This is a genomic window from Alishewanella sp. HL-SH05 (assembly GCF_052655985.1).
In genome coordinates, this window is the sequence record NZ_CP199753.1 from 1,402,202 (window position 1) to 1,427,518 (window position 25,317).

General features: G+C 45.8%; 22 protein-coding genes, 3 tRNA genes and 1 other RNA gene. 9 read left to right on the forward strand and 17 right to left on the reverse strand.

Translation table 11 applies throughout. The annotated features are described in order from the left end of the window. Nucleotides 1–35 precede the first annotated feature (35 nt). From ACUJFL_RS06495 to exaC, 3 genes are all read right to left on the reverse strand, one after another. Nucleotides 36–245, reverse strand: coding sequence for a helix-turn-helix transcriptional regulator (locus ACUJFL_RS06495; RefSeq protein WP_445428764.1), 210 nt, complete (start codon nt 243–245; stop codon nt 36–38). Next, nucleotides 242–688 (reverse strand): hypothetical protein, encoded by a 447-nt coding sequence (locus ACUJFL_RS06500; protein WP_226749909.1) that lies wholly within the window; start codon nt 686–688, stop codon nt 242–244. The genes ACUJFL_RS06495 and ACUJFL_RS06500 overlap by 4 nt, the downstream gene beginning before the upstream one ends. A 178-nt stretch (nt 689–866) precedes the next feature. Beyond that, the gene (gene exaC, locus ACUJFL_RS06505; RefSeq protein WP_226749910.1) at nt 867–2,387 is read right to left on the reverse strand and encodes an acetaldehyde dehydrogenase ExaC; all 1,521 of its coding nucleotides are present in this window, start codon (nt 2,385–2,387) and stop codon (nt 867–869) included. Between the two features lie 168 nt (nt 2,388–2,555). Here exaC and ACUJFL_RS06510 point away from each other — a divergent pair, with 168 nt between their 5' ends. Then, on the forward strand, nt 2,556–3,455 hold the full coding sequence (locus ACUJFL_RS06510) for an AraC family transcriptional regulator (protein WP_236128523.1): 900 nt from the start codon (nt 2,556–2,558) through the stop codon (nt 3,453–3,455). A 58-nt stretch (nt 3,456–3,513) separates the two neighbouring features. Here the strand turns inward: ACUJFL_RS06510 and ACUJFL_RS06515 are convergent, their stop codons facing one another. Further along, entirely contained in the window at nt 3,514–3,804 is a 291-nt protein-coding gene (locus ACUJFL_RS06515; protein ID WP_445428765.1) for a YdcH family protein, read from the reverse strand. 335 nt (nt 3,805–4,139) lie between these two features. On the opposite strand from ACUJFL_RS06515, the gene ACUJFL_RS06520 reads away from it, so the two are divergent. Then, complete coding sequence (locus ACUJFL_RS06520; protein ID WP_445428766.1) at nt 4,140–4,688, forward strand: DsrE family protein; 549 nt, start codon at nt 4,140–4,142, stop codon at nt 4,686–4,688. A gap of 11 nt (nt 4,689–4,699) precedes the next feature. Here ACUJFL_RS06520 and ACUJFL_RS06525 read toward each other — a convergent pair whose 3' ends face one another. The 9 genes from ACUJFL_RS06525 to ACUJFL_RS06565 all read right to left on the reverse strand — a co-directional run bounded on the left by ACUJFL_RS06525 (nt 4,700) and on the right by ACUJFL_RS06565 (nt 12,934). After that, the gene (locus ACUJFL_RS06525) at nt 4,700–5,851 is read right to left on the reverse strand and encodes a diguanylate cyclase (RefSeq protein WP_445428767.1); all 1,152 of its coding nucleotides are present in this window, start codon (nt 5,849–5,851) and stop codon (nt 4,700–4,702) included. A gap of 68 nt (nt 5,852–5,919) precedes the next feature. After that, complete coding sequence (locus tag ACUJFL_RS06530; protein WP_445428768.1) at nt 5,920–6,825, reverse strand: cation diffusion facilitator family transporter; 906 nt, start codon at nt 6,823–6,825, stop codon at nt 5,920–5,922. A gap of 194 nt (nt 6,826–7,019) precedes the next feature. Continuing rightward, complete coding sequence (locus tag ACUJFL_RS06535; protein WP_445428769.1) at nt 7,020–9,221, reverse strand: PepSY domain-containing protein; 2,202 nt, start codon at nt 9,219–9,221, stop codon at nt 7,020–7,022. 25 nt (nt 9,222–9,246) lie between these two features. Beyond that, on the reverse strand, nt 9,247–9,717 hold the full coding sequence (locus ACUJFL_RS06540; protein WP_445428770.1) for a DUF2271 domain-containing protein: 471 nt from the start codon (nt 9,715–9,717) through the stop codon (nt 9,247–9,249). A gap of 24 nt (nt 9,718–9,741) precedes the next feature. Beyond that, the gene (locus ACUJFL_RS06545) at nt 9,742–10,086 is read right to left on the reverse strand and encodes a PepSY domain-containing protein (RefSeq protein ID WP_445426440.1); all 345 of its coding nucleotides are present in this window, start codon (nt 10,084–10,086) and stop codon (nt 9,742–9,744) included. A gap of 329 nt (nt 10,087–10,415) precedes the next feature. Beyond that, on the reverse strand, nt 10,416–12,110 hold the full coding sequence (locus tag ACUJFL_RS06550) for a putative bifunctional diguanylate cyclase/phosphodiesterase (RefSeq protein ID WP_445428771.1): 1,695 nt from the start codon (nt 12,108–12,110) through the stop codon (nt 10,416–10,418). A gap of 554 nt (nt 12,111–12,664) precedes the next feature. Then, a tRNA-Val gene (locus ACUJFL_RS06555) sits at nt 12,665–12,740 on the reverse strand. Between the two features lie 21 nt (nt 12,741–12,761). Then, nucleotides 12,762–12,837 (reverse strand) — tRNA-Val (locus ACUJFL_RS06560). Between the two features lie 21 nt (nt 12,838–12,858). After that, nucleotides 12,859–12,934 (reverse strand) — tRNA-Val (locus ACUJFL_RS06565). 204 nt (nt 12,935–13,138) lie between these two features. Between ACUJFL_RS06565 and gltX the strand changes: the two genes are divergently transcribed. Together gltX and ACUJFL_RS06575 are read left to right on the forward strand one after the other, a co-directional pair. Then, on the forward strand, nt 13,139–14,551 hold the full coding sequence (gene gltX, locus ACUJFL_RS06570) for a glutamate--tRNA ligase (RefSeq protein ID WP_445426442.1): 1,413 nt from the start codon (nt 13,139–13,141) through the stop codon (nt 14,549–14,551). A gap of 76 nt (nt 14,552–14,627) precedes the next feature. Then, nucleotides 14,628–15,416, forward strand: a complete 789-nt coding sequence (locus ACUJFL_RS06575; protein WP_306176842.1) for a DUF481 domain-containing protein — start codon at nt 14,628–14,630, stop codon at nt 15,414–15,416. A 316-nt stretch (nt 15,417–15,732) separates the two neighbouring features. Here the strand turns inward: ACUJFL_RS06575 and serA are convergent, their stop codons facing one another. The 4 genes from serA to ssrS form a co-directional block, all read right to left on the reverse strand. Next, on the reverse strand, nt 15,733–16,959 hold the full coding sequence (gene serA / locus ACUJFL_RS06580; RefSeq protein WP_226749922.1) for a phosphoglycerate dehydrogenase: 1,227 nt from the start codon (nt 16,957–16,959) through the stop codon (nt 15,733–15,735). Nucleotides 16,960–17,042: 83 nt separating this feature from the next. Next, on the reverse strand, nt 17,043–17,699 hold the full coding sequence (gene rpiA, locus ACUJFL_RS06585; RefSeq protein ID WP_226749923.1) for a ribose-5-phosphate isomerase RpiA: 657 nt from the start codon (nt 17,697–17,699) through the stop codon (nt 17,043–17,045). Nucleotides 17,700–17,787: 88 nt separating this feature from the next. After that, nucleotides 17,788–18,387 (reverse strand): 5-formyltetrahydrofolate cyclo-ligase, encoded by a 600-nt coding sequence (locus ACUJFL_RS06590; RefSeq protein WP_445428772.1) that lies wholly within the window; start codon nt 18,385–18,387, stop codon nt 17,788–17,790. A 66-nt stretch (nt 18,388–18,453) separates the two neighbouring features. Next, a non-coding RNA gene (ssrS, locus tag ACUJFL_RS06595) (6S RNA) lies at nt 18,454–18,637 on the reverse strand. A gap of 165 nt (nt 18,638–18,802) precedes the next feature. Between ssrS and ACUJFL_RS06600 the strand changes: the two genes are divergently transcribed. From ACUJFL_RS06600 to ACUJFL_RS06620, 5 genes are all read left to right on the forward strand, one after another. Continuing rightward, complete coding sequence (locus ACUJFL_RS06600) at nt 18,803–19,384, forward strand: UPF0149 family protein (RefSeq protein ID WP_306176840.1); 582 nt, start codon at nt 18,803–18,805, stop codon at nt 19,382–19,384. Between the two features lie 81 nt (nt 19,385–19,465). After that, nucleotides 19,466–20,767, forward strand: coding sequence for a Xaa-Pro aminopeptidase (pepP, locus tag ACUJFL_RS06605; RefSeq protein ID WP_445428773.1), 1,302 nt, complete (start codon nt 19,466–19,468; stop codon nt 20,765–20,767). A 49-nt stretch (nt 20,768–20,816) separates the two neighbouring features. Beyond that, nucleotides 20,817–22,058, forward strand: coding sequence for a 2-octaprenyl-6-methoxyphenyl hydroxylase (ubiH, locus tag ACUJFL_RS06610; protein ID WP_445428774.1), 1,242 nt, complete (start codon nt 20,817–20,819; stop codon nt 22,056–22,058). Then, nucleotides 22,045–23,244, forward strand: coding sequence for an FAD-dependent monooxygenase (locus tag ACUJFL_RS06615; protein WP_445428775.1), 1,200 nt, complete (start codon nt 22,045–22,047; stop codon nt 23,242–23,244). Before ubiH ends, ACUJFL_RS06615 begins: the two co-directional genes overlap by 14 nt. A 162-nt stretch (nt 23,245–23,406) precedes the next feature. Then, nucleotides 23,407–25,263: a DUF885 domain-containing protein gene (locus ACUJFL_RS06620; RefSeq protein ID WP_445428776.1), complete on the forward strand. Its 1,857-nt coding sequence runs from the start codon at nt 23,407–23,409 to the stop codon at nt 25,261–25,263. Nucleotides 25,264–25,317: the final 54 nt, after the last annotated feature.

Below are 25,317 nucleotides of genomic sequence, written 5' to 3' on the forward strand. Positions count from 1 at the left end.
ATGCCGGTTTTAGTCCATTACTTTGCGCTTAGCGTTTATCCTTGCCACTGAAACAATTCCTCCAAAGGCAATTTAAATTCAGCGGCGATCTTAAACGCGACTTCGAGAGAAGGGGAATATTTACCTGCTTCAATGGCGGCAATGGTTTGGCGAGTGACGCCAACCCGTTGTCCCAATTCTGCTTGCGTCATTTCACCATGCATGAAGCGTTGTAAGCGAATATTATTAGATAAGCTACCGTTCATGCCGCTTGCCTACGATAGCTTACCGCTACCATGCCATATTGCACCATTTCTGCTAACACAATCATAAAGAGTGCTGCGTTGACAATATCCCAACCGCTGTTAGAAAAGGGCATCACCACGCCGACTAAAATCATTCCGGTAATCAGCACATAATACGCTATGCTAACCGAGTACTGTTTAATGGCAGTATCACGCTCATCTGGCTGCAGCTTAGCTTCCGCTGGGTTAAAGAACCGTAATAAAAGATGGCCAATACCCAATAACGTCAGCTGAATAGCTACCGTAATGGCATAGCCGATTAACTGCCGAAGATCAGGCAACGGTTGTGCAGGAAAATAGCCCGTTGCGACTAAGCTAAAATAGGGGCCAAAGGTAAGCAACATGGCGCAAAGCGACAACCAAGCCACTTTCTCGCGATACGGCATTGTTTCAAGTAATAGCATATGGCTCTCCTAGGGTAAGTCAGTTTTATGGTAGCTATATCCAACTTAGTGTTTGACTTAATTGTCACAATGTCAAATATTTTTAACTTTAAGTTGTAAAAAAACGGCACGCTTTAATGACAATGCGTGCCGGCTGCGGTTTATCAATTCTTTTTTATGGGGTTAGCAAAACCTTTGGCTAGAAGAAACCTAGCGGATCTTCACTGTAGCTGACCAATAAGTTTTTGGTTTGCTGATAATGATTCAGTGCCAGTTTGTGGGTTTCTCGGCCAATACCGGATTTCTTATAGCCACCAAAGGCCGCGTGCGCCGGATACATATGGTAGCAGTTCGTCCACACCCGACCGGCTTCAATTTTACGACCAAAGTGATAGGCGCGATTCATATTGCGCGTCCAAACCCCAGCGCCTAAGCCAAATTCTGAACTGTTAGCCAGCTGAAGGGCTTCGGCTTCATCTTTAAAGGTCGACATCGAAATCACTGGGCCAAAAATTTCTTCTTGGAATACCCGCATATCGTTAGTGCCTTTCAAGATGGTGGGCTGAATATAATAGCCGCCGTTTAAGTCGTCACTTAGCTGTTCAACCTGACCGCCGGTCAGTACCTGCGCGCCTTCTTGTTTGCCGATTTCAATATAACTTAAAATTTTATCAAACTGCGCTTGGGAGGCTTGAGCGCCGACCATGGTTTCGCTATCCAGTGGGTTGCCGCGCTTAATTTGTAGTGTGCGCTCTAAAATGCGCGCAATAAATTGCTCGTAAATGTCTTCCTGAATAAACAGCCTTGACGGGCAAGTACAGACTTCACCTTGGTTAAAGTAGGCCAACACCGCACCTTCAATCGCTTTGCTAAGAAATGAATCGTCTTTATCCATCACATCATTAAAAAAGATATTTGGCGATTTACCGCCAAGCTCAACGGTAGACGGAATAATATTTTCTGCTGCACACTTTAAAATGTGCGAGCCAACAGGCGTAGAGCCGGTAAACGCAATTTTGGCAATACGGCTGCTGGTTGCGAGGGCTTCTCCGGCTTCTTTGCCAAAGCCATTGACCACATTCAGCACCCCGGCTGGCAGTAAGTCGCCGATTAATTCCATTAACACTAAAATAGAGGCGGGCGTTTGCTCGGCAGGTTTTAACACCACACAGTTTCCGGCCGCTAGTGCTGGCCCAAGTTTCCATGCGGCCATTAAAATCGGAAAATTCCATGGAATAATTTGGCCAACCACGCCCAGTGGTTCATGAAAATGGTAGGCAACAGTGGTTTCGTCAATCTCGCCAATACTGCCTTCTTGGGCGCGTATACACCCAGCAAAATAACGAAAGTGATCAATTGCCAGTGGTATATCGGCGGCTAGGGTTTCACGAATGGCTTTGCCGTTATCCCAAGATTCCGCGACGGCTAACATCTCTAGGTTTTGCTCCATACGATCAGCAATCTTCAGTAAAATGTTACTGCGTGCCGCTACAGAGGTACTGCCCCAAGCGGCTTTAGCGAGATGCGCTTTGTCTAGCGCTAATTCGATATCTTCTTTACTCGAACGTGGGATCTGGCAAAACACCTTGCCGTTTACCGGACTTTTGTTATCAAAATACTGGCCTTTAATGGGGGCGACCCATTCACCACCAATATAGTTACCATACTGCGCTTTAAAGTTAACTAAGGCACCCGCTGTACCTGGATTTGCATAAATCATAGTCTATCCTTTGTCTAAATAGTGATATTGAATTTAGTGGTAAATAACAAAATCTGGCGGGAAGTTATTGTTTTTTAGCCGCCATAAGTTCACATTAGCGGAGCGGTGTTCAACACGCTTGCTTGCTAGTCCAGATTTTTTGTCTATTTGTCCAAACAGAGGGAGACTATGACAACATCGGTACTCACCCAAAAACGCCAACGCATTAATGTGCTTGTTGAAAACAAAGTGAGCTTTGCCGGTGAGCATGCTGAACTCAGTATTTATGACACCTATCAAGATGCGCAGCAGGTGGCGCTACACTCTAGCGAGTTATTGTTTTGCGGTATGCTAACGGGCAAAAAAGTCATGCATGTCGCCGATTGCCAATACCACAGCGCGTTCTTACCGCATCAATCTTTTGTGCTGGCGCCTGGGCAAAAGGTACTTATCGACTTTCCAGAGGCATCACTGCAACAACCCACCACCTGCCTTGCCATTGAAATCAGTACCGATAAAATCCGTAACGTGGCCGATGCGCTGAATTTCAAACAAGAAATTAGCCATAGCGATTTTTTTCATTATGTGCCGAAGCTGGTACACGGCCAGCATAATTCGCAAACGCAGCAGTTACTGGAAAAAATGATCACGCTGTTCAGTGAAAACGAGCAGCACCGTGACTATTTAATTGAATTGTCGTTAAACGAATTGATTACCCGTTTATTGCAGCAGCAAAGCCGCGAATTACTGTTGGCCAGTTGTAAGCAAAACAACCAAACAACACCGCTGGGTAATGTGCTGAACTATATTGAGCAACATCTGAGCGAAGATATTCAAATTGAAACGTTATGCAAAATTGCCTGCATGAGCCGCAGTAAATTTTATCAGCAGTTTAAATTAGCTTTTGGGGTAACCCCAGCGCAGTGGCAGCAGCAATTGCGCTTACAACAGGCTTATCGGTTACTGCAAACTGGCGAGCGGATAAGCCAAGTGTGTTATCAGTTAGGCTTTAATAACCCAAGCCACTTTAGCCGGGTGTTTAAACAAACCTTTGGTGCAGCGCCTATCCATATCGCTAAAGCCAATTAGCCGCCGCATATACGGCTAGCGATGCTGAAAACTGCACAACCACAGTGACGCTTTTTTGTTAAACGTAGCTGTGGTTAATAAGATTATTTGGCTTGGTGTTATTGCGCGGCTTCTTCTTTTTTAACCATGGCAAGCAGCGAGTCTTTAAGCTGAACACGGCGCATTTTTTTTGCTCTAAATTGTCATCCGTAGTAGGGATACCGGCAGATTCAAGACTAAATACTTCGTGATCTAAGTCGTTGTATTCATCAAATAACTTTGCAAAGTGCCGATCGTGCATCTTTAAATGGCGAATAGTATGGTGATGATCGGGAAACTCACTGAGAAAGCTATGTTTTTCAAGCGTCATATTATTTCCTTATGCGATTAATTATTGTCTTACACTGATAAGTATAGGCGTAAATTAAATAAGGTTTATTGATCTCGGTCACAGCGTTGTTTGAAACCACAGGGGCAGGCTTTAAATGTTGATTTTAAAAAAACCGTTCAATAGTTAACCGCCGGGCTAATAGAACTTTGGATGCAGACGGTTCTGACAAGTATTGGATAACGCATTGAAAGCGGTTTTTTCGTTTGACTCATAGCTCAATGTTGGGCGCTCACCGGCTGAAACTGATGTGCTTTAGGCTTGTTGATTCCGCGGGTGCTAGGTATAGTCTTTATAAACAATCGTTGGACACTCCCATGCAAATACACCGTTTTCTTTTATTAATCCCCTTATTGCTTTGCAATGAAAATGCCTTAGCTGCGCAACTGGACAATTTTAAAACCGGCCCCGTGTTTAACGATTTCGGGCCGACAGCACCTGTGCAACAAACTGAGCCGTTGCCCGCCAATACGGTATTTAAGCTGGCTTTCGACGTCGCTAAAGCGGCAGAACCAGGCAAGCTAAATCGGTCGATAGAAAGTGCGGCTCGATTTATCAATATGCATGTTGCAGCGGGTGTGCCTTTAGAAAATATTCAGCTGGCCGTGGTAGTGCATGGCAGTGCCTCTTTAGAGATGACGAACCCAAAATTTTATGCCGCCAATAAAGATGGACTAAAAAATAGCAGCGCCACTGCTATCGCACAACTACAGGAAAAGGGAGTCAAATTTTACCTTTGTGGACAAAGTGCTGCTGCTTATGGCATCAGTAATGCTGACTTGCTACCCGGTGTGAATATGGCGCTTTCTGCGATGACGGCTCACGTGCTATTGCAACAGCAAGGTTTTGCCATTAATCCATTCTAAAATTCTTGGTGTCAAAGCCCAACTGCGCCGAGGGTTACGGTATTTCTGCCAGCACGCTTGCTGCTGTAAAGCGCTTCATCTGCGGCTCTTAGCGCACTCACGTAGTCGTGTTGTGAGGTATCCACATGCACTAAACCAATACTGATGGTCAGTTCGACTTTGGCATCTGCCACAAATTGTAGTTGTTTTTCAACTTGTTCACAGAGTCGTTGGCTAATTTTGAGTGCGGTGGCCTCATCTAGATCGATAAGTAGTGCAGCATATTCTTCACCACCAATGCGGCCAATAATATCGTTACAACGTAATTGTTTTGATAACAACTGTGCCACGGCTTTTATAGCGCTATCGCCTACCGCATGGCCAAATTTATCGTTAATTTTTTTAAAGAAGTCGATATCGATCATCATCAATACTGCGGGCATCGGGCGTTGTTGTTGCCAATAGCGTTCAACTTGATTGAAAAAGTGCTCGCGATTAGCCAGTTTGGTCAAACCATCGCGCTGCGATTTTAAGGTGAGTTTACGTTCTAGTTTCAAGAAGCATAACCAGGGTAGCAATAGGGCGGTAAAGGTGGTCAATAAAATATGACTTAGCAGAGTATAAACAGAGCTTTCGGGTAAGCCATTACTGTTTAATGATTGCCATTGCCAGAGGATCAACATTACTTGGGTAAACATGGTTAGCGCATGCAGCAGAAAAATACCTTGTAAGGTGCGGGTAAAGGTGGGCTCGGTAATTACCGATTTTTGAAGCAAAATAGCACATAAACAAAAGGTGATACCAATAGCCAGTGCGATTAGCACACTCAAGATACCGGGGTGTTGATGTACGCTTAATAAAGCGACTGCGGTCAATGCTAATAGCGCAAAAGCTTGTTGGCGTCGCCGGCGCGTATAGCGAAAGCGTGAAAATTGAATGAGCCCCGCCAACACCAAAATTGGCGCCAATAACAACAAGTAATCAGCAACAAAGAAGGTGAAAAACGCGGCAATATCATAAGGGCGTAAGGCAACGAGCGAGCCACCCAGCACAAAACTGATGGATGAGAATGACCAAAGTCGAAAGCAGCGATCTTTGGGTTTGCGCCGATAAAGTAAGTACAAATAAAAACCTACGATCAGGTTTATTACCAGAGCTAATATCACAACAGTGGGTAAATGCATGTATTCCTCAGGACAAGGCAAAGAAGTGACGAGTCCGCTTTAAAAATCTCATTACAAGCATAACAAAATTAATGACAAACTTGCGCGTTATTGCAGTTAGTCAGGGTGGCATGCTCAAATTCTAAGGTGGTATGACCTATACGAAACTCACGGGCTAATAGTGCTTTTAAGGTGGTTTTTATTTTCTCCAGTTCTGCCACATCCATGTTTTCCACCACAACATGCGCTTCAAGCGCACTGTGCTGTTCATCGACTTGCCAGATATGCACATGGTGCACGTTTGTTACGCCATCTAACGCTTGCATGGCCGCAATAACCTGTGGGATGTTTATATGCTCAGGTGTGCCATCCATCAATAAATGGATAGCTTTAGGCAGCATGCTAAAGCCTTGCCATAGCACATAGCCAGCAATCAGCAGTGTCAACAAGGTATCCACCCAGTACCATTGATAAAGTAAAATTAAGGTGCCGGCGATAATCACTGCAACGGAGGCGAGAGCATCGGAGACATTATGCAAAAAGGCGGCTTTGATGTTCATGCTGTTTTTTGATTGCGCATAGGTCAGAAGCACGGTGACCACATCGACAATCAACGCAAAACTGGCCACAATGACCACCAGCCAACCAGCGATCTCTTGTGGATCAGCTAAACGCCATAACGCTTCGTAAATAAGATATAAACCAATAATGATCAATGTGATGAGGTTAATTAGCGCTGCAATCACTTCGGCCCGTTTATAGCCAAAGGTTTTCAATTCATCGGCGGGTTTACGGCTTATCTTGCGAGCAAAAATGGCGATACCCAGCGAAGCGGCATCGCTTAAATTATGCAGGGCATCGGCAATCAGCGATAAACTTCCCGAGATAATACCCCCAATAATTTGTGCTACGGTGAGTAAAACGTTGATGACCACGGCAACAAGTAGTTTGCCATCGCCAAGGTTTTCTGTGCCGTGGTGGTGTGAATGGGGCATGAGCGGTATCCTACGGCTGAGTGACTTTTATGAAATGAGGGTAAAGTACTGTCATCATGATATGAATATCATCTATTTTTAAATATAGGAAGAACAAAGGTTTTTACCAAGATTTATTATGAACATGTGGCAAGCATATGAATAGCTGGGAGGTATTGAGAGCAAGTTATGTTAAGTAACACTAGAGCGTTAATCTAGTAAGAGTCCTCAACATAGCGGCCTTGTTGTTTTAGGGCCTTAATATTTAATGCCAGTGGCAGAAATATCTTATGCAAAGTGGTCGCAACATCAGTGGCCATTTGCCTCCCGCCACAAACTAGAATTTGGGCGTTAGCTGCCATCAGTTCTTGCAGCTGTTCAGCATTAAGTTGCAGTTCGTCTTGCACATAAGCCGGTTGCTGACTGCGTGAGAAGGCAAGATGTAATTGCGATAAGCGTTGGTCAGCAAGATAAGATTGCAATTCTTGTTGATATAAAAAGTCAGAATCCGCTCGACGTCCACCCCAATATAAAAACATTGGGCGGTGTGTTGTATTCGCTCGAATAAAGCCAATCAAAGGGCCAATACCGGTGCCGGCGCCAATCAAAATGATCGGTGTTTTACCCTTACAAGGTTTAAAGCGCGGATTTTTCTGAATGAATATATTCGCCACTCCACCCAGCTTTAATTGACACAAAAAGTTTGAGCAGAGGCCATTTTTATGACGTCTTACGCATATTTCCAATATGCCGTCTTGACTGCTCGAGGCCACTGAATAAAAGCGAGGTGTTTCGCTACCTGGAGCGATGATACCCACTAAATCGCCTGCGGTAAAATGAGGTAGAGCTTTACCGGAATGCATTGGCGTAAAACCTAAGATGCAAGTGGGTGCATTAACTGCTTCGCCATAACCGCTGCGTTCATACAATGTTAGCGGCATCGTTGCTGGGTGAATGGAAGTGTAATGCAGCGATAATGGTAATTGGATTGCCTGGCCCAAGGCAGCACCCCATTGTTCAAACGCTTGGCCTGATTGACGGTTGATATAATGCGTTGCCAATAGCTGTGGCCATTGTCGTTGTTGTAATGCAAGGCTGACTTGATCGGCAAAATGACAAAAACGCTCAAACTGCCGATCACCAAACCCCAGCACTGCCCAAGGTAAGTTAAATGTTAACGGCAGTTGTTCGAGTTTTTGTAAAAATTGCTGCGCGGAAGCCGGCGCATCGCCATCACCATAAGTGGCAGTTAAAATCAACAAGCGACGCGCTTTGGTATAGTGAGGGGCCAGTTGATTCATTGGCGCAATATGCACCAAGCAGCCGTGGGTGGTTAAAGCCTGATGCAAGGCTTGAGCAAAGCCCCATGTACTTTGCATTTCAGAGCCAACCAACACAATGGTATCTGCAAGATGTGCGGCAGCGTTTCCTTTTAATTTTGGAGAATTTTGGCGACGTTGCCACCAAGTCATGGTGCCGGTGACGACTAATACTGGGACGGTTAAGGCGGCGATACCAAAGAGTAACCCAAGCCACCAATAGGCATCGCCAGTGTGTAACTCCATGATAAATGTTTGCAGCATGGCGCCATTTCCGTAATCGGTATAGGTCAGCCACTGTCCGCTAGCTTGATCAATATATCCTGATCCCTGATGGGTTCTTAGAGCGTAAACATCGAGAGGATCATTAGGGAATGGAAAAATTAGTTGGTGCAGATCACGTAAATCGACTTGTTGTAGTGCCGAGAGGGTGTCGATTGGCGCAGGTGCTGAGCCTAATAATGTGGTCGGAAACGTCGCTTCTTGCTCTGGTGCTTCGGTTAAAATGTCAAAACGTAAGGCCGAGAGCCAAACACCGGTAAATGCCGATAACACGAGCCCAAGCATTGCAGCACGAGCTAGTTCAGCGTGCAGGCGAGGCCCTATGGCGTCGGTGGCGGCGCTTTTTATCGGCGTGAACATTTTTTTCCAGCCACCGAGTCGTGAAGTAAGCAAAAATACCCCACTAAAACAGAGGATCAGCATCGCTAGCGCGCTAACCCCCACAGTCGCCCGACCACGAGAATCCCACAAAAAAGCGCGATGCAGTTCTTTAATCCAACTGAAAAAAGCGGACGGCTTATAATCGGCAATAAACTCACCAGTTAAGGGATCAATAAGCACCGCCCCCGGATTGCCATTATGAGTAAAATAGACCAACACAGCGCCTGAGGGAAGGCGTTCAATTTGTTCAGTGCCAGGATAATGCTGCACAGCAATTGCCGCTAGATCAGCCACGTTTACTGCCCCTCGAGCGGGAACGGTTGCTAAGCTTCGCTCCATGGCGGGTTGCACAGACAAAATGGCACCGCTGCTGGCTATAAGCAACAATAAAGTGCCAAATAAAAGGCCTAACAACGAGTGCAATCGACGTTTCATGTGAATAGCTTATTTATCGACAGCATCACAGAGAGTAGCTAAGTGTTTTTATGTAGCCACGCCCTTTAACCGGTACATTTGCCCCTTGGCGGGTCAATGCGACTTCAGCATCAATTCGATTATCTCGTTGATCTTCAACCGCGCTGTCGATGCGGATCAAATAACCGGCGTCGATCAGCGTATCATCGATATTGGTTTTGAAAGTGATACTGTCACCACTGCTAACACTGGCTCCAGTTAGACCATCATACTCAATCGCTTGCATACCACTGCCTTTGGCCCACTCACGCAAATGTTTGTAATATTTTTGTTTCTCGCCAGCAATCCGCAATGTTTGGTTAAATTTGCCATTGGCATCAGTTAAATAGATAGCAAGATAAGCTCCATTACCTTGATAGTTGTTCAATGTTGCTTTAACAGTCACTTCTGCTGCCGCGGCGGTGTTCGCTAAACTGAATATCAGTAGTAAACCTGTGGTTAGAATCATTTTAGGCATTTGGCGATCTCCGTTTTGATTGTTTTAGCGAAACAGGTTAGCGGTTGGGGGTGTATCTTGTGTGTGTTTGTCTTTTTTCCATTCTAGTTTCAGTAGACTGAGAGACGAGGGCGAAAAAGTGGCTTTCACTTTACGGCCTTGTTCATCCAAAGCGCGTACTTCATAACAACCATCATCAATTCGAATGCGCTGAACAACCCAGCCTTGCTCCTCTAAACGCTGCTTAAGCAATTGTCGTGGCTGCCAGTCTCTAACAGGATCTTGGCAATCGTCATTATCTGCGGCCACGGTGGTTACAAAAAAACTAAGACCCAAACTCAACAAGAGCATAAGGCTCTTTTTACTTAGAATGGCGCGAATAGCCTTCATCTGATTCTCCCTAGTCATCCAGTCTGCATTGGCACCACATCTTTATAGTAATAGGGCCAAGATAGGATACCTTGATACAAATCATACTTTATGAAGCTTAAGTACAAATGAAGGTAATGAGGTGAACACCATAGTGTTCAAAAAAGCTAACAAAGAGTTTCCCTAAAGGATAAACCGCATCGGAAATTGGCAAACGGGTTCGTATTAGGCTGAGAACGTTGCCATAACGATGATCAGCATGTTATGGCGTTCGAGTAAAAATATTTGTCCTGATCACTTTACTGGCGATAAAGAATAACCGCGAGCGTTGGCTACAAACAGAACCTGCTTTAGAGCCCATCGGCTTTAAACTGAGGAATGCTAGTCAAAAGGTGTTCCTTTCTTAATGGTTTAGCGAAGAAAAAACCTTGAAATTGTTTACAACCCAGCTTTTTAAGCTCGGTTAATTGTTCTAAATTTTCTACCCCCTCTGTCACTACATTAAGCCCTAATCCCTGAGCTAACAATAATATAGTAGAAACAATCTTTCGGTCTGATGCACTGTTTGTAATTTCTTTTACAAAGGATCTGTCAATTTTTAGTTCACTAAGCGGCAGATTTTTAATATAGGCTAGCGAAGAGTAGCCTGTACCAAAATCATCCAAAGAAAAACTGATACCATAGCGTCGCAAATCCTGCATTTTCTGCACTATGATGGCTGGGTTTTCTAGCAATAATCTTTCGGTTAGCTCTAGGTGCAGTCGTTGGGGATCAATTTTGTGATTGAGCAAAGATTGAATAATATCCGGAACAAAGTTTGGGTGTGCAAATTGTTTAGGGCTAACATTAACGGATAAGCGGCAAGAGGCAAACTCAGGTATAGTGCTGCTCCATGTTAAAAATTGACACGCTTGCTCCAGTAACCATCCTCCTATTTTGTAAATGGCTCCATTACGTTCTGCCAGAGCTATAAATATATCAGGGCGAACAAGTTGGTTTTGATACTGCCAACGCATTAACGCTTCAAAGCCAATTAATTGTCCATGTTCATCGACTTGAGCTTGATAAACTAGAAACAGTTGTTCTGTGAGTTGTGTAGACTTTAATCCTTGGTCTAAGACTGCGGAATGTCGTTGTTCTTGATCAATTTCATTAGAGTGAAATACGAGGCCGCCCCGCTGTAGTTGTTTCGCAAATTTAAGGGCATTCTCAGCATAGCCAATAGCATTTTGACTGTTTTCGTTGGGTTGATTAAAGTTGTAAATACCACCACTAAAAGAACAACTTATTGGCCTGTTAATAATGGTCTCTACGGTAGAAAGTTGGCATAGTACCTCTGTTAACCATCGCTTAATTTCATGTTGAGGTAACTCTGATTGAAACAACACGCCGAATTCGTCTTGGCTAGAGCGAGCAATTAACCTGAAGTCTTTATATTTAGACAATTTCTCTGCTGTTTTTCGAAGAACTTCATCACCATATTCATAACCAAAGGCCTGATTAATTTTACTGAAATCATCAGCGTCGATCATCAGTAAATAAAAGTTCTGCTTATTTATCACCAGACCATCGATGCTGTCATTTAACGCTAACACTAAGGCGTTTCTGTTGGGTAAGCCGGTCAGTAAATCTGTATTCTCTAGTAAGTGAATTTTTTCACGTTTGGAAATACTGTCCCTAAGGTCTCTGATCATTCCCAGATAGGCGGTGCCATCTTCCATTTCTAGCTGACATACTCTTAACTCTATGGGTATGAGTTCGTCGTTGATATTTTTGGCCTGCAGCACACGTGTATTACCTATTACGCGTTTAACAAGGTTACTTCGATAATCACGTAAATAGTTATCATGATGCTCAGCATGATAGTCGACCATGAGACATTTGATATTTTTGCCGAGTAAGTTTGCCTCTTTATAGCCAAACAACGTTAAAGCTGTTTGGTTGCAATAAGTAATTAAGCCATTTTTATCAATGCTGACAACGGCATCCATGATGTTATCGAGTATTGTGCGGTTTAAACTTTCTTTCGCGGAAAATACAGCCATTAATAATCCTAAGAATTTAAAACGACAACTTTTAATACCATTAATTTATAGCATAGCTTTGATTCTATGAACCGTACAGTAATTTATATAATGACCTAAAATGGGTAACTCTATGATTGGTATTGAAAAAGAGCATAGTTGATACCACGATATTTTAGAGACATCAAAACTGAGGCAGTTGTAGTGAATTAGCTGCATTAATGCAGTTCTCAATTAGAACTTGAACTAGAAATAGATGTTGAAGTATAGGAAAGTCTTAGTTAATCATGATCGTGTCAAAGAAAAGTCACGAGTAAAGGTGTTCGGATAAAGCAATGTATCGGCAACGGTGCAAAGTAGGTGCTTACAAAGCTTGAGGTAGTGCTAACCGTGTCTTGTATAAGAGCGGGCGGTGCTCTTACCGCTGAGCTAGCAACAAATAAGATCGGTTTTAAAAAATAAATTGGTGGATTGTACTGGGTTCGAAGTAGTGGCAACCGTGTCTTGGCAAAGAGCGGGCGGTTCTCTTCAAGCGAAGCTGTTAATAAAAATGGAATTTAGTTTTAAAGGCAATTTGGTGGATTGTACTGGGTTCGAACCAGTGACCCCCGCCTTGTAAGGGCGGTGCTCTCCCAGCTGAGCTAACAATCCGTGGGATACGTAACATCGAATTGGTGGATTGTACTGGGTTCGAACCAGTGACCCCCGCCTTGTAAGGGCGGTGCTCTCCCAGCTGAGCTAACAATCCATGGGATAAATAACATCGAATTGGTGGATTGTACTGGGTTCGAACCAGTGACCCCCGCCTTGTAAGGGCGGTGCTCTCCCAGCTGAGCTAACAATCCACGCTGTGATGGCGCTCATTATAGGCAGCAAGAAAAGAGTGTCAACTTTATTTTCTGAAAATGCTACCGCTTGCCGCAAAAGTGAACAGCATTTTGCCTATTGCCGAAAAAGTCTGCATGAACAACGACAGCTTTGATGCATCCTGCGGCTGGCATTGCTACAATAGCCAGCTTATAGCTTGTTCAGTCAGATATGGAAAAATTATGTCATTGGTGACTCGTTTTGCCCCAAGCCCAACCGGTTATTTACATGTTGGTGGTGCTCGTACTGCCTTATTTAGCTGGTTATACGCTAAAAAACAGGGTGGTAAATTTATCCTGCGTATTGAAGATACCGATTTAGAGCGTTCAACGCAGGCCTCGGTTGATGCCATTTTAGAAGGCATGCAGTGGTTGGGGCTGGATCACGATGAGGGTCCTTATTATCAAACTAAACGGTTTGATTTGTATAAACAGGTGGTTGCGCAATTATTAGCTGAAGGCAAAGCCTATAAGTGTTTTTGTACTGTTGAAGAAGTAGACGCCATGCGTGAAGCGCAAATGGCCGCTGGGGAAAAACCCAAATACAACGGTATGTGGCGTGACAGAACCGATCATCCGAGCGACAAGCCTTATGTTATTCGTTTTAAAAACCCACTAGATGGCGTAGTGGTAATTGACGATATGATCAAAGGCCGTATTGAAATTGCTAATGCCGAGCTGGACGATTTGATCATCGCTCGTAGCGACGGTACCCCAACTTACAACCTTACCGTAGTGGTAGATGACTGGAAAATGGGGATTACTCATGTGATCCGTGGTGATGACCATGTTAACAATACGCCTCGGCAAATGAACATTTTAGCGGCATTAGGTGCAGAGATTCCAAAATACGCACACGTACCGATGATATTAGGCGATGACGGCAAGCGCTTATCTAAGCGCCACGGCGCTGTTGGCGTGATGCAGTATCGCGATAATGGTTTCTTACCGCAGGCGTTACTAAACTATTTAGTGCGTTTGGGCTGGTCTCATGGTGATCAAGAAATTTTTAGTATTGATGAATTAAAAGATCTCTTTGATTTGTCTGCCTGTAACCGCGCACCCTCTGCTTTTAATACAGACAAGCTGATTTGGCTTAACCAGCATTATATGAAAACGCTGCCGGCAGAGCAGGTGGCTGAGCACTTAGCTTGGCATCTAGCAGAGCAAAAGCTGAATACTGAAAACGGCCCGGCGCTTACTGACGTGATTAGCGTGCAAGCTGAACGGGTAAAAACGTTAAAAGAGTTGGTAGAAGTCAGCCGATATTTTTATGAAGACTTCAACGAGTTTGAAGAAAATGCAGCGAAAAAGCATTTACGTGTTGTTGCAGCGGAACCTTTAGCGTTAGTTCATGCCAAACTGGCTGAACTCAGCACATGGGATGCGGCCAATATCCACCAAACGATTAATGCAGCAGCAGAAGCATTGGGTTTAGGTATGGGTAAAGTCGGCATGCCATTGCGTGTGGCGGTTACCGGTGGCGGTAACTCACCTGCTTTGGATCAGACGTTGTATTTAGTCGGTAAAGAGCGTGCTTTAGCGCGGATCACACTGGCACTTGACTATATAAAGCAACGCGCTGAAAGTAACTAAGCGGTTAGCCAGAGCTAGCGTCTGAAGAGCCGGCGCTAGCATTACTCAGAAACCCCATAAAGAAATTACGCCTAACATGCCTGTTTTAATACTTTTGCTCGGATTATTGTCCTTTAGTGTACTCGCCAACGAAGAACCCGAGAACGATGCGGGAACGTTGCCTGAATTTATCGATTTGGGTATTTTGGGCACCATTACGGGTGATATCGAACTCGGCTTTTTGTTTATCAACGGGAATACCGAAGCACGAGGCTGGCGGCTGGTCACCGAGATGGTGCATGACACTGAGTATTTTCGGAATAAGTATCAGTTTCAGGGGCGGTTACAAAAAAATCAATTTACCAATACAGACACCGGTGATGTGACCAGCCAAACGACCATAAAGCGTTACGCGTTCACGGGGCAAAGCAATTATAAATTCCTAAGTGGTACACAGTCATTCTTTGGCCGTGCAGCCTATGCCTATGACATGCTCGGGGCTTTTAAACAGCAAGGGCAGTTGGTAACAGGTTATGCTAACCGTATTTATGAGCACCAAGCGAACTATTTAGACTTAGAAACCGGCCCGGGTTTTGCTTATCGCGAAGCAGCATCGGGTAACACTAGCCGTGGTTTAATTTGGTTTTTAGCAGCCAACTTCGATCAAGAATTGTATAAAGGCAGTCGCTTTCGGCAGACTTTTGAAGGAAACGTCTCGCTGGATGGCAATAACTCGATATTCACCAGCCGCACTTCATTAACTTCACAAATCAATGGTCGATTAGGCATGCGTTTAAGTTTTAGTGTGAACTATAACTCTGAGCCTGAAGGCGATGCTGAAACGACAGATACAGAAACGTCCGCTTCACTGGTTTATGCTTTTTAAATGAGTCTTACAGCTAAGCTTTAAGGTATTGAACGAAACAAAAAGGGATTTAGGGTTAATAGCGATGTGTGTAATGTTTAGCATGACGCGGTTTGCTCATATCAACACGCCATCAATCATCCCTGAGGCTCGATGATGAATTTCATTCCTGAAGTTCACCCTTCCGGGCCAGCAAAGCTTTTCAAATTCGTTCCCGACGAATTTGTCGGGCCATCCATGGCTTGCAACGGTTGATTTAGAGCAAACAGGTCATGCTCAACTGATTTGTGCTAGACTCAAGGTCATTTTTTAAGCGCATTCACTAGTTGGTATTCAATTAATGCAGAATACGGGCTCTTAATGTACCTGGGATCGCTTTTAATTCATTTAACGCCTGTTCACTATCTTCAGAATCAATATCAATTACTACATAACCAATTTCTTGTACGGTCTGTAAGTACTGACCAGAGATATTGATATTATGCCTTGCAAAAGCTTCGTTGATCTTGGTCAGCATACCGGGTTGGTTTTTGTGGATATGCAACAAGCGTGAGCGGCCTTTGTGCTCGGGGAGTGATACTTCAGGGAAGTTAACAGCGGATAGTGTTGAACCATTGTCACTGTATTTCACCAGCTTACCCGCCACTTCAAAGCCAATGTTTTCTTGTGCTTCTTGGGTTGAACCACCGATGTGCGGAGTCAAAATTACATTATCAAATTGACGCAAGGGTGAAACAAACTCTTCGCTGTTGCCTTTGGGTTCGATAGGGAAAACGTCAATGGCGGCGCCGGCCAACCTTTGGCTTTCTAAAGCCGCGGTGAGTGCCAGAATATCGACCACCGTGCCGCGTGAAGCATTGATCAAGATCGCGCCTTGTTTCATTAGCGCCAGTTCTGTTTCACCAATCATGTTTTGAGTTTGTACGGTTTCAGGTACATGCAAACTGATCACATCTGAAGTTTTCAGTAAGGTTTCTAAATCAACTTGTGTTGAGTTACCTAACACTAATTTGCTTTCGATATCATAAAATTGCACGCGCATACCGATATTTTCAGCCATGATGCCTAACTGCGTACCGATATGGCCATAACCAATAATACCCAAGGTTTTACCGCGGGCTTCAAACGATTGGTCTGCCGTTTTTAACCACTCGCCACGATGCGCAGCGGCGTTACGTTGTGGAATACCACGTAACAGCATAATTAATTGGCCTAAAACTAACTCGGCAACCGAACGCGTGTTAGAGAAAGGCGCATTAAACACCGGAATAGCGCGAGTTAACGCGGCATGCAGATCCACTTGGTTAGTACCAATACAAAAACAACCAATCGCCATCAGTTTATTGGCGGCATCTAATACCGGCTCGGTCAGCTGAGTGCGCGAGCGAATACCGATCACATGTGCATCTTTGATTCGCTCAATCAGCTCATCTTCTGGTAACGAAGTCTTCAGATACTCGATATTGGTATAACCATTATCTTTAAAGGTTTGTACGGCACTGTGGTGCAAACCCTCGAGCAGCAGGATTTTAATCTTGTCTTTTGCTAGCGAAAATTTTTCCATGTCACGTCTCTTGTGCTTAATTAAATTAAAAAATGCTGCCTATGATTGTCGTCGTATTACTGCAGCTTCGGTGCTGCATTTTATTATTTTAAGGTTTGGGTGCCGTTAGCTGTGCCAACAAGCACGATATCGGCATTACGCTGAGCAAAAATACCGTTGGTGACTACACCGACAATATTGTTTAATTGTTGTTCCAGTTGCAGCGGATCGGTGATGGCTAAGCCGTGTACATCAATGATCTGATTACCGTTATCTGTAATTACGCCTTGGCGTAAAACCGGTTTGCCACCCAATTTGCTTAATTCGCGGCTAACATAGGCGCTGGCCATTGGGATCACTTCAACCGGTAACGGGAAACGGCCCATTACGTCTACTTGCTTGCTGCTATCAACAATACATATAAAGGTATCGGCTACGGCGGCAACAATTTTTTCGCGGGTCAATGCGGCACCGCCACCTTTAATCATATGGCGCTGCGGGTTAATTTCGTCAGCGCCATCGATATACACATTAAAGCTCGCCACGTCATTTAAGTCGAACACCGGAATACCCAGCGCGGTTAATCGTGCTGTGGATTGCTCCGAACTAGACACAGCGCCAGTGATTTTATGCTTAATCTCGGCTAAGGCATCGATAAAATGATTCACGGTAGAGCCGGTACCGACACCGACAATGGAGTTCTCAGGGATAAAAGCCAGTGCTGAGCGGGCAGCATTTCGTTTCATTTCATCTTGAGTCATTGCTTATCTACTTTATACGTTTAGCCATACAGATGGATATTATATCGGCTGTGTTAAAAAAAGACAGTGTTGCTTTTGCTCTGTCTGCTCAGTCGGCGTTAAAACGCCAAAAATGTGAAGGTGTCGCGATAGCCGCCATGGGCTGATCCCAGGGCGCTATGGGTAATTCAGGCCATTGCTGGCAATTATGCGCTAAACCAATTAATTGCGGTGTGCGCGCTGGCGCAGCGAGATGATTTAACGGCGCAAGCGTACGATCGTAAAAACCACCGCCCATACCCAAGCGTTGGCCACGATCATCGAAAGCGACTAAGGGCGTAAAAATAACATCGAGCTCGGCCACCGGTTTAATGTGTTGGCAATGCCAAACGGGCTCGGCAATACCGAATTTGTTTGTTCGCATTGGCATTGAAGGCAAGTAATGCTGAAATAACAAATAGCCACTGACAAAAGGATGCAGTACTGGTAAATACAGCTGTTTATTAGCGTTGAGTAAGGCGTTGATTAATGGGCTGGTATTAATTTCGGCATCGTTGCTTAGGTATAAAGCAAAGTGTTGTTGGCACATGATGTCAGGTTGACTAAGGACTTGCTGGCAGAGCGCAAGGGCGGCGCTATGTTGGGTTGCGGCAGAAAGGGCTTGGCGACGCTGTCGCATTTCTGTACGCAATTGCTGACGACTTAACATGTCTTGCTGCAGCCTCGCAAAATCGGAATGGCAAAGACAAACCGCTAAGCCTAAGGCGGTTTGTAAGTGTTCTCCAAGTTGCCGTAACTTATTTAAGCCCTTGAACCCAAGGTTCAAGGCGGAAGGCCAATGGTCACCGTAGGCTTCCCAGTACAAGCCGGGCCTGCACAAAAGCAACGCAAAAGCATCCCTAGGTAAAACAATTATCGGCTCAGGGACGTCAACAAGCACACAAACAACCCAGAGAACGGCTTAAGTATAACATCCGTAACGGCGCTGTCTAAATTATTCGATAAATTGCCGGTTTGTTTGCTGGTTGTTTAGGCAGCTATACGCTGTAAGCCTTTGCAGTATTGGCCAAAACGAGTGGGGGTGTTAGCATAAGCGACTTTGATTTTTTTAGGCGAGGGGTGTTATGCCCGGTTCTTTGATTCACAGCTATGATCGTTGGAGTACGGCACTTGAGCAAGCCCATGTGATGGCATCGGCCGCCGAGCTGCATGGTTTAATGAGTGGTTTACTCAGCGGTGGCTTATCGGCCAAATCAGCTGACTTTTTAGCCGTGTTATACGATTTTTTAAATGATGGTCAGGCTTTACCCGCAGCGCTAAAAGCCGACGTCCAGCAGTTAATTAGCAATACTGCCATTAGTTTACAAAGCGGTGAATACGATTTTGCACTATTACTGCCCAACGAAGATGATGCCTTGGTTGAACGGTTAGAGGCCATGGTGGAATGGACACAGGCCTTTTTAGTTGGTTTTGCGGTGCAGCAAACGGATCTGTCTTTAGTGTCAGAAGATGTGCGCGAAGCGGTAGAGCAATTGACTGAAGTGACCAAAGTGGATCTTACCACCAGCTCTGATAGCAGTGCTGAAGAAAACGAAGAAGCTTATTACATGGTACTCGAACATATTCGGTTAATGGTGTTCAGTTGCTTTAACGATGTCGGGCAAAAGTTTCAAGATAAAGGCCCCGTAAGTAAAACCCTGCATTAATCTGTCGATGGGCGTTTTAGGCTAAGCGAAAGGTGCGCTTAGGCCAAATACAGCTTGGCAGATGACCCAAACCGAGGCTTTATGTTACCCGAATATTTTCAGCAACGTCGTCAACAACTGCTTGCGCAACTACCCGAGCACAGTGTGGCGATTATCGCCGCGGCTTCAGAGCAAACGCGCAGTCGTGACACCGAGTATCCCTTTCGCCAGCATAGCGATTTTTGGTATTACACCGGCTTTAACGAGCCAGATGCCTTACTGATTTTAAGCAAAGCAACAGATGCTGATACCACCAGTTTATTGCTGTGCCGCGACAAAGATGCTTTCGCTGAAATGTGGCAAGGTCGACGCTTAGGCCCCGCAGCGGCGTTTAAAACACTGGGGCTTGAGGCCTGTAGTCAAACCGAGCAGCAAACACAGCTGACTCAGGCGTTAAATGGTAAAACGGCGGTATATCTTAATTTAGGTGAACATCCAGGCTTAGAGCAGCAAATTAGTGAGATCATGGCGGTGTTGCGTCAGCGCGAAAAGCGTGGTGACATTGCCCCGACGGCATGGCACGATTTACGACCGCTCAGTAGTGAACAACGCTTGGTTAAACAACCGGAAGAGTTGCACATTATGCGACAAGCGGCACAGATCAGCAGCCAAGCGCATCAGCGTGCGATGCGGTTTTGTCAGGTTGGTGCTTGGGAATATCAGTTGGAAGCGGAGATTTTGCATGAATTTGCCATGCACGGTGCACGTTTCCCCGCGTACAACAGCATCGTTGGCAGTGGCGAAAATGGCTGTATTTTGCACTATGTTGAAAATGCCAGTCAGTTGGCGGATAACAGCTTAGTTTTGATTGACGCCGGCTGTGAGTGGCAAGGTTATGCTGCCGACATTAGCCGTACCTTTCCGGTTAATGGGCGTTTTACACCTGAGCAAGCAGTCATTTATCAATTGGTGTTAGACGCACAGCTTGCGTGTATTGCTGCCGTGAAACCCGGTTGTACCTTTGCCGATTTAAACTCTTTAGCAGAACAAATCTTAACCACGGGCTTAGTTGCGCTGGGTATATTACAAGGTGAGTTGACTGAACTTATTCAGCAAAAAGCCTGTAAACAATACTTCATGCACGGTATTGGTCATTGGCTAGGTTTAGATGTGCATGACGTAGGGGCTTATAAAATCGCGGGGCAAGATCGACCCTTTGTCGCCGGTATGATGTTAACCATCGAACCGGGTCTGTATTTTCCTGCCGGTTGTGCCGCCGCTGCAAAATGGTGGGGGCTTGCGGTGCGAATTGAAGACAATATTTTGGTAACGGCTGATGGCTACGAGAACCTTACCGCCAGCTGTGTAAAAAGCCTTACCGAGATAGAGCAGTTAATGAAGTGAAGCCTGTTTCATCTGATAAACCGGCTAATTTGCTAGGAAAAGTGCTTGCATGAAAACCATAGAGCCTTCAGCCGCGCCAGAGCAGGCATCCAGCCCGCAGGGCGCAGCAAACTTTGATTTGGTTATTGCCGGCGGCGGTATGGCAGGCTCTATGCTGGCGTTGAGCATTGCCCAGCGTTGCCCCGAACTGACTATCGCGATAGTCGAGCAGCAAGCGGCCAGCGCGCCGCAAGCCAGTTTTGACAGCCGCAGTATTGCTTTGGCTGCAGCCAGTGTTGAACAGCTACAACAATTAGGTATTTGGGCGGATTTAGCCCGCCACAGCTGCCCTATTTTACAGATCGCCGTATCCGATCGCGGCCATTTTGGTAAAACGTGGTTATCAGCTGCAGAATATCGGTTACCGGCATTAGGCCAAGTTGTCGAAGTGGAACACCTAGGCGCGGTATTAACGGCGAAGTTGTCGTGCTATCCGCAAATTACGCGTTATCAACCCAATCAAATTAGTCAACTGCAAAGCCGTCAAGCGCAGCAACAACTGACTTTACAAGATGGCTGCGCTATTGCTGCTCGTTTACTGGTCATTGCCGAAGGTGGCCAATCGGCTACTCGTCAACTTGCCGATATTACCCAAAGTGAACAGCCTTATCAGCAAACCGCGATCATTTGTAATGTGGCTATTGCTCAGCGCCATCAGCACAAAGCTTATGAACGTTTTACCGAGCATGGACCTTTAGCTTTGCTGCCGTTAGTGGATAATCGCTATTCAGTCGTTTGGACCGTTAGCCCCGAGCAAGCCGAGCAGTTAATGGCTTTGTCTGAGCCTGATTTTTTGGCAAAATTACAACAAGCCTTTGGCTATCGTGCAGGGCAATTTACTGGCTGTGGTCAGCGAGCATGTTATCCCTTGGTGCTACGACAAAGCCCGCAAGTGGTCGGGCATCGGTTGGCGTTACTTGGTAATAGCTTACACAGCTTGCACCCGATTGCCGGACAGGGCTTTAACTTAGCCTTACGCGACATTGCCTCTTTAAGCGATCTGCTTGCCAGCGGCACTTTAGACGAAGTGGGCACTTACCCGCAGTTACGCCGTTATCAGCTGGCGCGACAAGCCGATATGGCGCAAGTGATCCAACTGACTGATGCGCTGGTGCGCTGCTTTTCGAATCGCTCTCGTTTAATTGCCTTGGCGCGCAATGTGGGGTTGTTAGCATTATTACTGAATGATCAGTTAAAACAGCCATTAGCACGGCAAACCATGGGCTATGGAACCTCTTATGCAAAATCTTGATATTACTATCGTCGGTGGCGGTAGTGCGGGGCTTACCTTGGCGTTGTTATTGGCGCCCTTAGGTTTACAGATTGCTGTGGTAGAGCAAGGCGCTGCGCCAACATCAGCCGAGTTAACCTATCAGCGAGTCAGTGCATTAAATCCGGCTTCGATGCGTTTACTCAGTCACTTAAATGTGGCAGACCCTATTATGGCGCAAGCAGCGGCTTACTCCTCTATGGCAGTGTGGGAAGCGGATAGCTTTGGACGAATTGAATTTAGTGCAGAGCCACCTCAGTTACCGCAACTGGGTTGGATCTGCGATAACGAAGGGATCCGCCAGCAGTTATATCAGCAGCTACAAACACACAATAATGTGCAGTGTTTCTTTCAAGCAAAGATTAGCCAGTTGGCGCAAACCGAGCGCGAAGTATTAGTGCAGCTCGCCAGCGGTGACATTTTATTAAGTCAGTTACTGGTGGGCGCTGATGGGGGCAATTCTTTTGTACGGCAGCAGCAACAGCTACCGTTAACGCATTGGGATTATCAGCAGCAGGCGATTGTGGCGCGTATTCATTGCCAAGAACCGCATCAAGGCGTGGCGCGACAGGTATTTTTACCCACCGGGCCGCTAGCATTATTACCCTTACCCGATGCACAGCAATGCTCTATTGTTTGGAGTGCCGACACGGCACGGGCAGAGCAGTTACTGGCCTTAGACAATAATGCCTTTAATCAGGCATTATCGGCAGCGAGCCAAAGCGTCTTGGGCTGTTTAACCCTGACGAGCGAGCGGCATGCTTTTCCACTGACGATGCGTTATGCCAGTGAGTGGGTGCGGGGGCGGGTTGTGTTAGTGGCCGATGCTGCGCACAGTATTCACCCTTTGGCGGGCCAAGGTATGAATTTAGGTTTAATGGATGTGGCCGCGTTAGCGCAGATTATTGAAAAGCAACTGCAAAGCGGTAAAGCCTTGGCAGAACCTCGTGCATTATTGGCCTATCAGCGTTGGCGTAAAGCCGAAGCGCAAAGCATGATCGCCACGATGGAAGCCTTTAAACGGGGTTTTAGCAACAAGCAACCGGCACTGAAATTATTACGTGGTGCAGGCTTGTTGTTGGCCGATAAACTACCGGGTTTAAAACAAAAGCTGATGGCGGCTGCGCTGGGTAACAGTGGCGACTTACCAGACATTGCCAAGTATTAAACGGGGCTTTAGGCTGTTTGCCGTCAGGCGCAGCCCTTTGTTATCGCCAGCGCAAGGCTCAGCACCTTTCTCGCAACACTCTGCAACACAAATTCTTTAGACTAACCGGCTTATACGCGTTAGTCTTGAGAGGACATCAGCTCCTCAACAAGGATTTTAACCATGCGTAAGTCTTTAATTGCTTTAGGTTTAGCCGCTTTTCTGGCCGGTTGTGGCGAAGCGCCAACTACACAAACTAGTCAAACTGTGGATACCGTTGCCGCACAACCACAAATTTCTGAAACAGCACGACTGAATCAGTGGTTTGAAACAAAGTACGAAGAACAGTTACAGCAAAGCCCATTACGTTTGACCATGTTGGGGCGCAAAGACTTATACAACCAAGTCGATGATGTCTCAATCGCAGCAGAAGAGGCGCAATTGGCTTGGTTAGCGGCTACAGTGGCAGAACTGACCAGCAGCTTTGATTACAGCCAACTTGATTTAGAAGCACAAACCTCTTACGACATCTGGGTTTATCAGTACGAACAAGCAAAAAACGGCGTGCAATTTCGCAAGAACACTTATGTATTCAACCAGATGCAAGGTATGCATGCGTTGTTACCACAAATGCTGATTAATTTTCACAAAGTGGATAACAAAGAAGATATGCAGGCCTATGTGTCGCGTATCGAAGGCATCAGCCGCGCGATTATGCAATTACTGGAGCGCACCAAGGCCAATGCAGCAGAGGGTTTTCGGGCGCCTCGTTTTGCCTATGAAGGGATCATTGAGCAAATCGATAATTTGATCACCGGTGCGCCATTGCTCGATGCGCCGCAAGATATCCCATTGTGGAGCGATGCGAAAGCGAAGATCGCCGCACTGACCAGCGCGGATAAACTCAGTGATAAAGAAGCCGAGCAACTGACCAATGATGCCAAAGTGGCGCTGCAGCAGCATTTTTTACCCGCTTATACCGTATTAAAACAATGGTTAGCAGAGGACGTGAGCAACACCGACGAGATTTCGACGGGTGTGGGCAAGCAAGAAAACGGTGTTGCTTATTACGATTACATGCTAAATGTTTCCACTACTACCTCGTTAACCGCTGAGCAAATTCATCAGATTGGCCTAGATGAAGTTGAACGCCTGACGAAAGAGATGATTGCCATTAAAGATAAGGTGGGGTTTGACGGTGATTTAGCGGCCTTTTTCAAATTTATTAAAGCAGACGATCAATTTTACTATCCCAATACCGATGAAGGGCGGGAAGGCTACCTTGCCGACTCACGGCAATATCTGGCTTTTATTGAAGAAAAATTACCTGAGTATTTTGGCATTTTACCCAAGGCAGGATTGATCGTGAAACGGGTAGAGGCATTTCGTGAGCAGCCAGGCGCAGCGCAGCATTATTTTCCTGGCACGCCTGATGGTGCCAGACCGGGCATTTACTACGCGCATTTATCTGATATGCGCGCCATGCCAAAAAACGAAATGGAAGCCATCGCTTATCATGAGGGTAGCCCTGGCCACCATATGCAAATCTCCATTGCACAAGAGCTTACCTCGGTACCGACTTTCCGCACCCAAACCGGTTTTACCGCTTATGTCGAAGGTTGGGCGCTGTATTCAGAATTGTTAGCGAAAGAAATGGGCGCTTATGAAAACCCTTATTCAGATTTTGGCCGTTTAATTACCGAGATATGGCGCGCAGTGCGTTTAGTGGTAGATACCGGTTTACATAGTAAAGGCTGGACTGAGCAGGAGGCTATTGAATACTTCTTAGCAAAAACTCCGATAGCCAACGAAGCGGTGCGATCAGAAGTTCGACGTTATATTGTGTGGCCTGGGCAAGCGACCGCCTATAAAATTGGCATGATCAAAATACTGGAATTACGCAGCCACGCGCAGCAGCAACTGGGTGAGCGTTTCGATATTCGCGCTTTCCATGACACCGTGCTTAGTGGCGGTGCCTTGCCGCTAGCGGTGCTGGAAAAACGCGTCAACAATTGGATTGCTCAAGTCAAAGCGAGCTAAGCCAGTATTACCATACTGACCAGCTATCTCCTCAAAAAGGCTGTTTATCGCGTA

Bases quoted from the DNA above. Each gene is read 5' to 3' on its own strand.
- ACUJFL_RS06495 (WP_445428764.1), bottom strand. From the start codon at position 245: ATGAACGGTAGCTTATCTAATAATATTCGCTTACAACGCTTCATGCAT.
- ubiH (WP_445428774.1), top strand. From the start codon at position 20,817: ATGAAAACCATAGAGCCTTCAGCCGCGCCAGAGCAGGCATCCAGCCCG.
- pepP (WP_445428773.1), top strand. From the start codon at position 19,466: ATGTTACCCGAATATTTTCAGCAACGTCGTCAACAACTGCTTGCGCAA.
- ACUJFL_RS06575 (WP_306176842.1), top strand. From the start codon at position 14,628: ATGCCTGTTTTAATACTTTTGCTCGGATTATTGTCCTTTAGTGTACTC.
- ACUJFL_RS06550 (WP_445428771.1), bottom strand. From the start codon at position 12,110: ATGGCTGTATTTTCCGCGAAAGAAAGTTTAAACCGCACAATACTCGAT.
- ACUJFL_RS06540 (WP_445428770.1), bottom strand. From the start codon at position 9,717: ATGCCTAAAATGATTCTAACCACAGGTTTACTACTGATATTCAGTTTA.
- ACUJFL_RS06590 (WP_445428772.1), bottom strand. From the start codon at position 18,387: ATGTTAAGTCGTCAGCAATTGCGTACAGAAATGCGACAGCGTCGCCAA.
- gltX (WP_445426442.1), top strand. From the start codon at position 13,139: ATGTCATTGGTGACTCGTTTTGCCCCAAGCCCAACCGGTTATTTACAT.
- rpiA (WP_226749923.1), bottom strand. From the start codon at position 17,699: ATGACTCAAGATGAAATGAAACGAAATGCTGCCCGCTCAGCACTGGCT.
- ACUJFL_RS06545 (WP_445426440.1), bottom strand. From the start codon at position 10,086: ATGAAGGCTATTCGCGCCATTCTAAGTAAAAAGAGCCTTATGCTCTTG.
- ACUJFL_RS06525 (WP_445428767.1), bottom strand. From the start codon at position 5,851: ATGCATTTACCCACTGTTGTGATATTAGCTCTGGTAATAAACCTGATC.
- ACUJFL_RS06620 (WP_445428776.1), top strand. From the start codon at position 23,407: ATGCGTAAGTCTTTAATTGCTTTAGGTTTAGCCGCTTTTCTGGCCGGT.
- ACUJFL_RS06615 (WP_445428775.1), top strand. From the start codon at position 22,045: ATGCAAAATCTTGATATTACTATCGTCGGTGGCGGTAGTGCGGGGCTT.
- exaC (WP_226749910.1), bottom strand. From the start codon at position 2,387: ATGATTTATGCAAATCCAGGTACAGCGGGTGCCTTAGTTAACTTTAAA.
- serA (WP_226749922.1), bottom strand. From the start codon at position 16,959: ATGGAAAAATTTTCGCTAGCAAAAGACAAGATTAAAATCCTGCTGCTC.
- ACUJFL_RS06530 (WP_445428768.1), bottom strand. From the start codon at position 6,825: ATGCCCCATTCACACCACCACGGCACAGAAAACCTTGGCGATGGCAAA.
- ACUJFL_RS06510 (WP_236128523.1), top strand. From the start codon at position 2,556: ATGACAACATCGGTACTCACCCAAAAACGCCAACGCATTAATGTGCTT.
- ACUJFL_RS06535 (WP_445428769.1), bottom strand. From the start codon at position 9,221: ATGAAACGTCGATTGCACTCGTTGTTAGGCCTTTTATTTGGCACTTTA.
- ACUJFL_RS06515 (WP_445428765.1), bottom strand. From the start codon at position 3,804: ATGACGCTTGAAAAACATAGCTTTCTCAGTGAGTTTCCCGATCATCAC.
- ACUJFL_RS06600 (WP_306176840.1), top strand. From the start codon at position 18,803: ATGCCCGGTTCTTTGATTCACAGCTATGATCGTTGGAGTACGGCACTT.
- ACUJFL_RS06520 (WP_445428766.1), top strand. From the start codon at position 4,140: ATGCAAATACACCGTTTTCTTTTATTAATCCCCTTATTGCTTTGCAAT.
- ACUJFL_RS06500 (WP_226749909.1), bottom strand. From the start codon at position 688: ATGCTATTACTTGAAACAATGCCGTATCGCGAGAAAGTGGCTTGGTTG.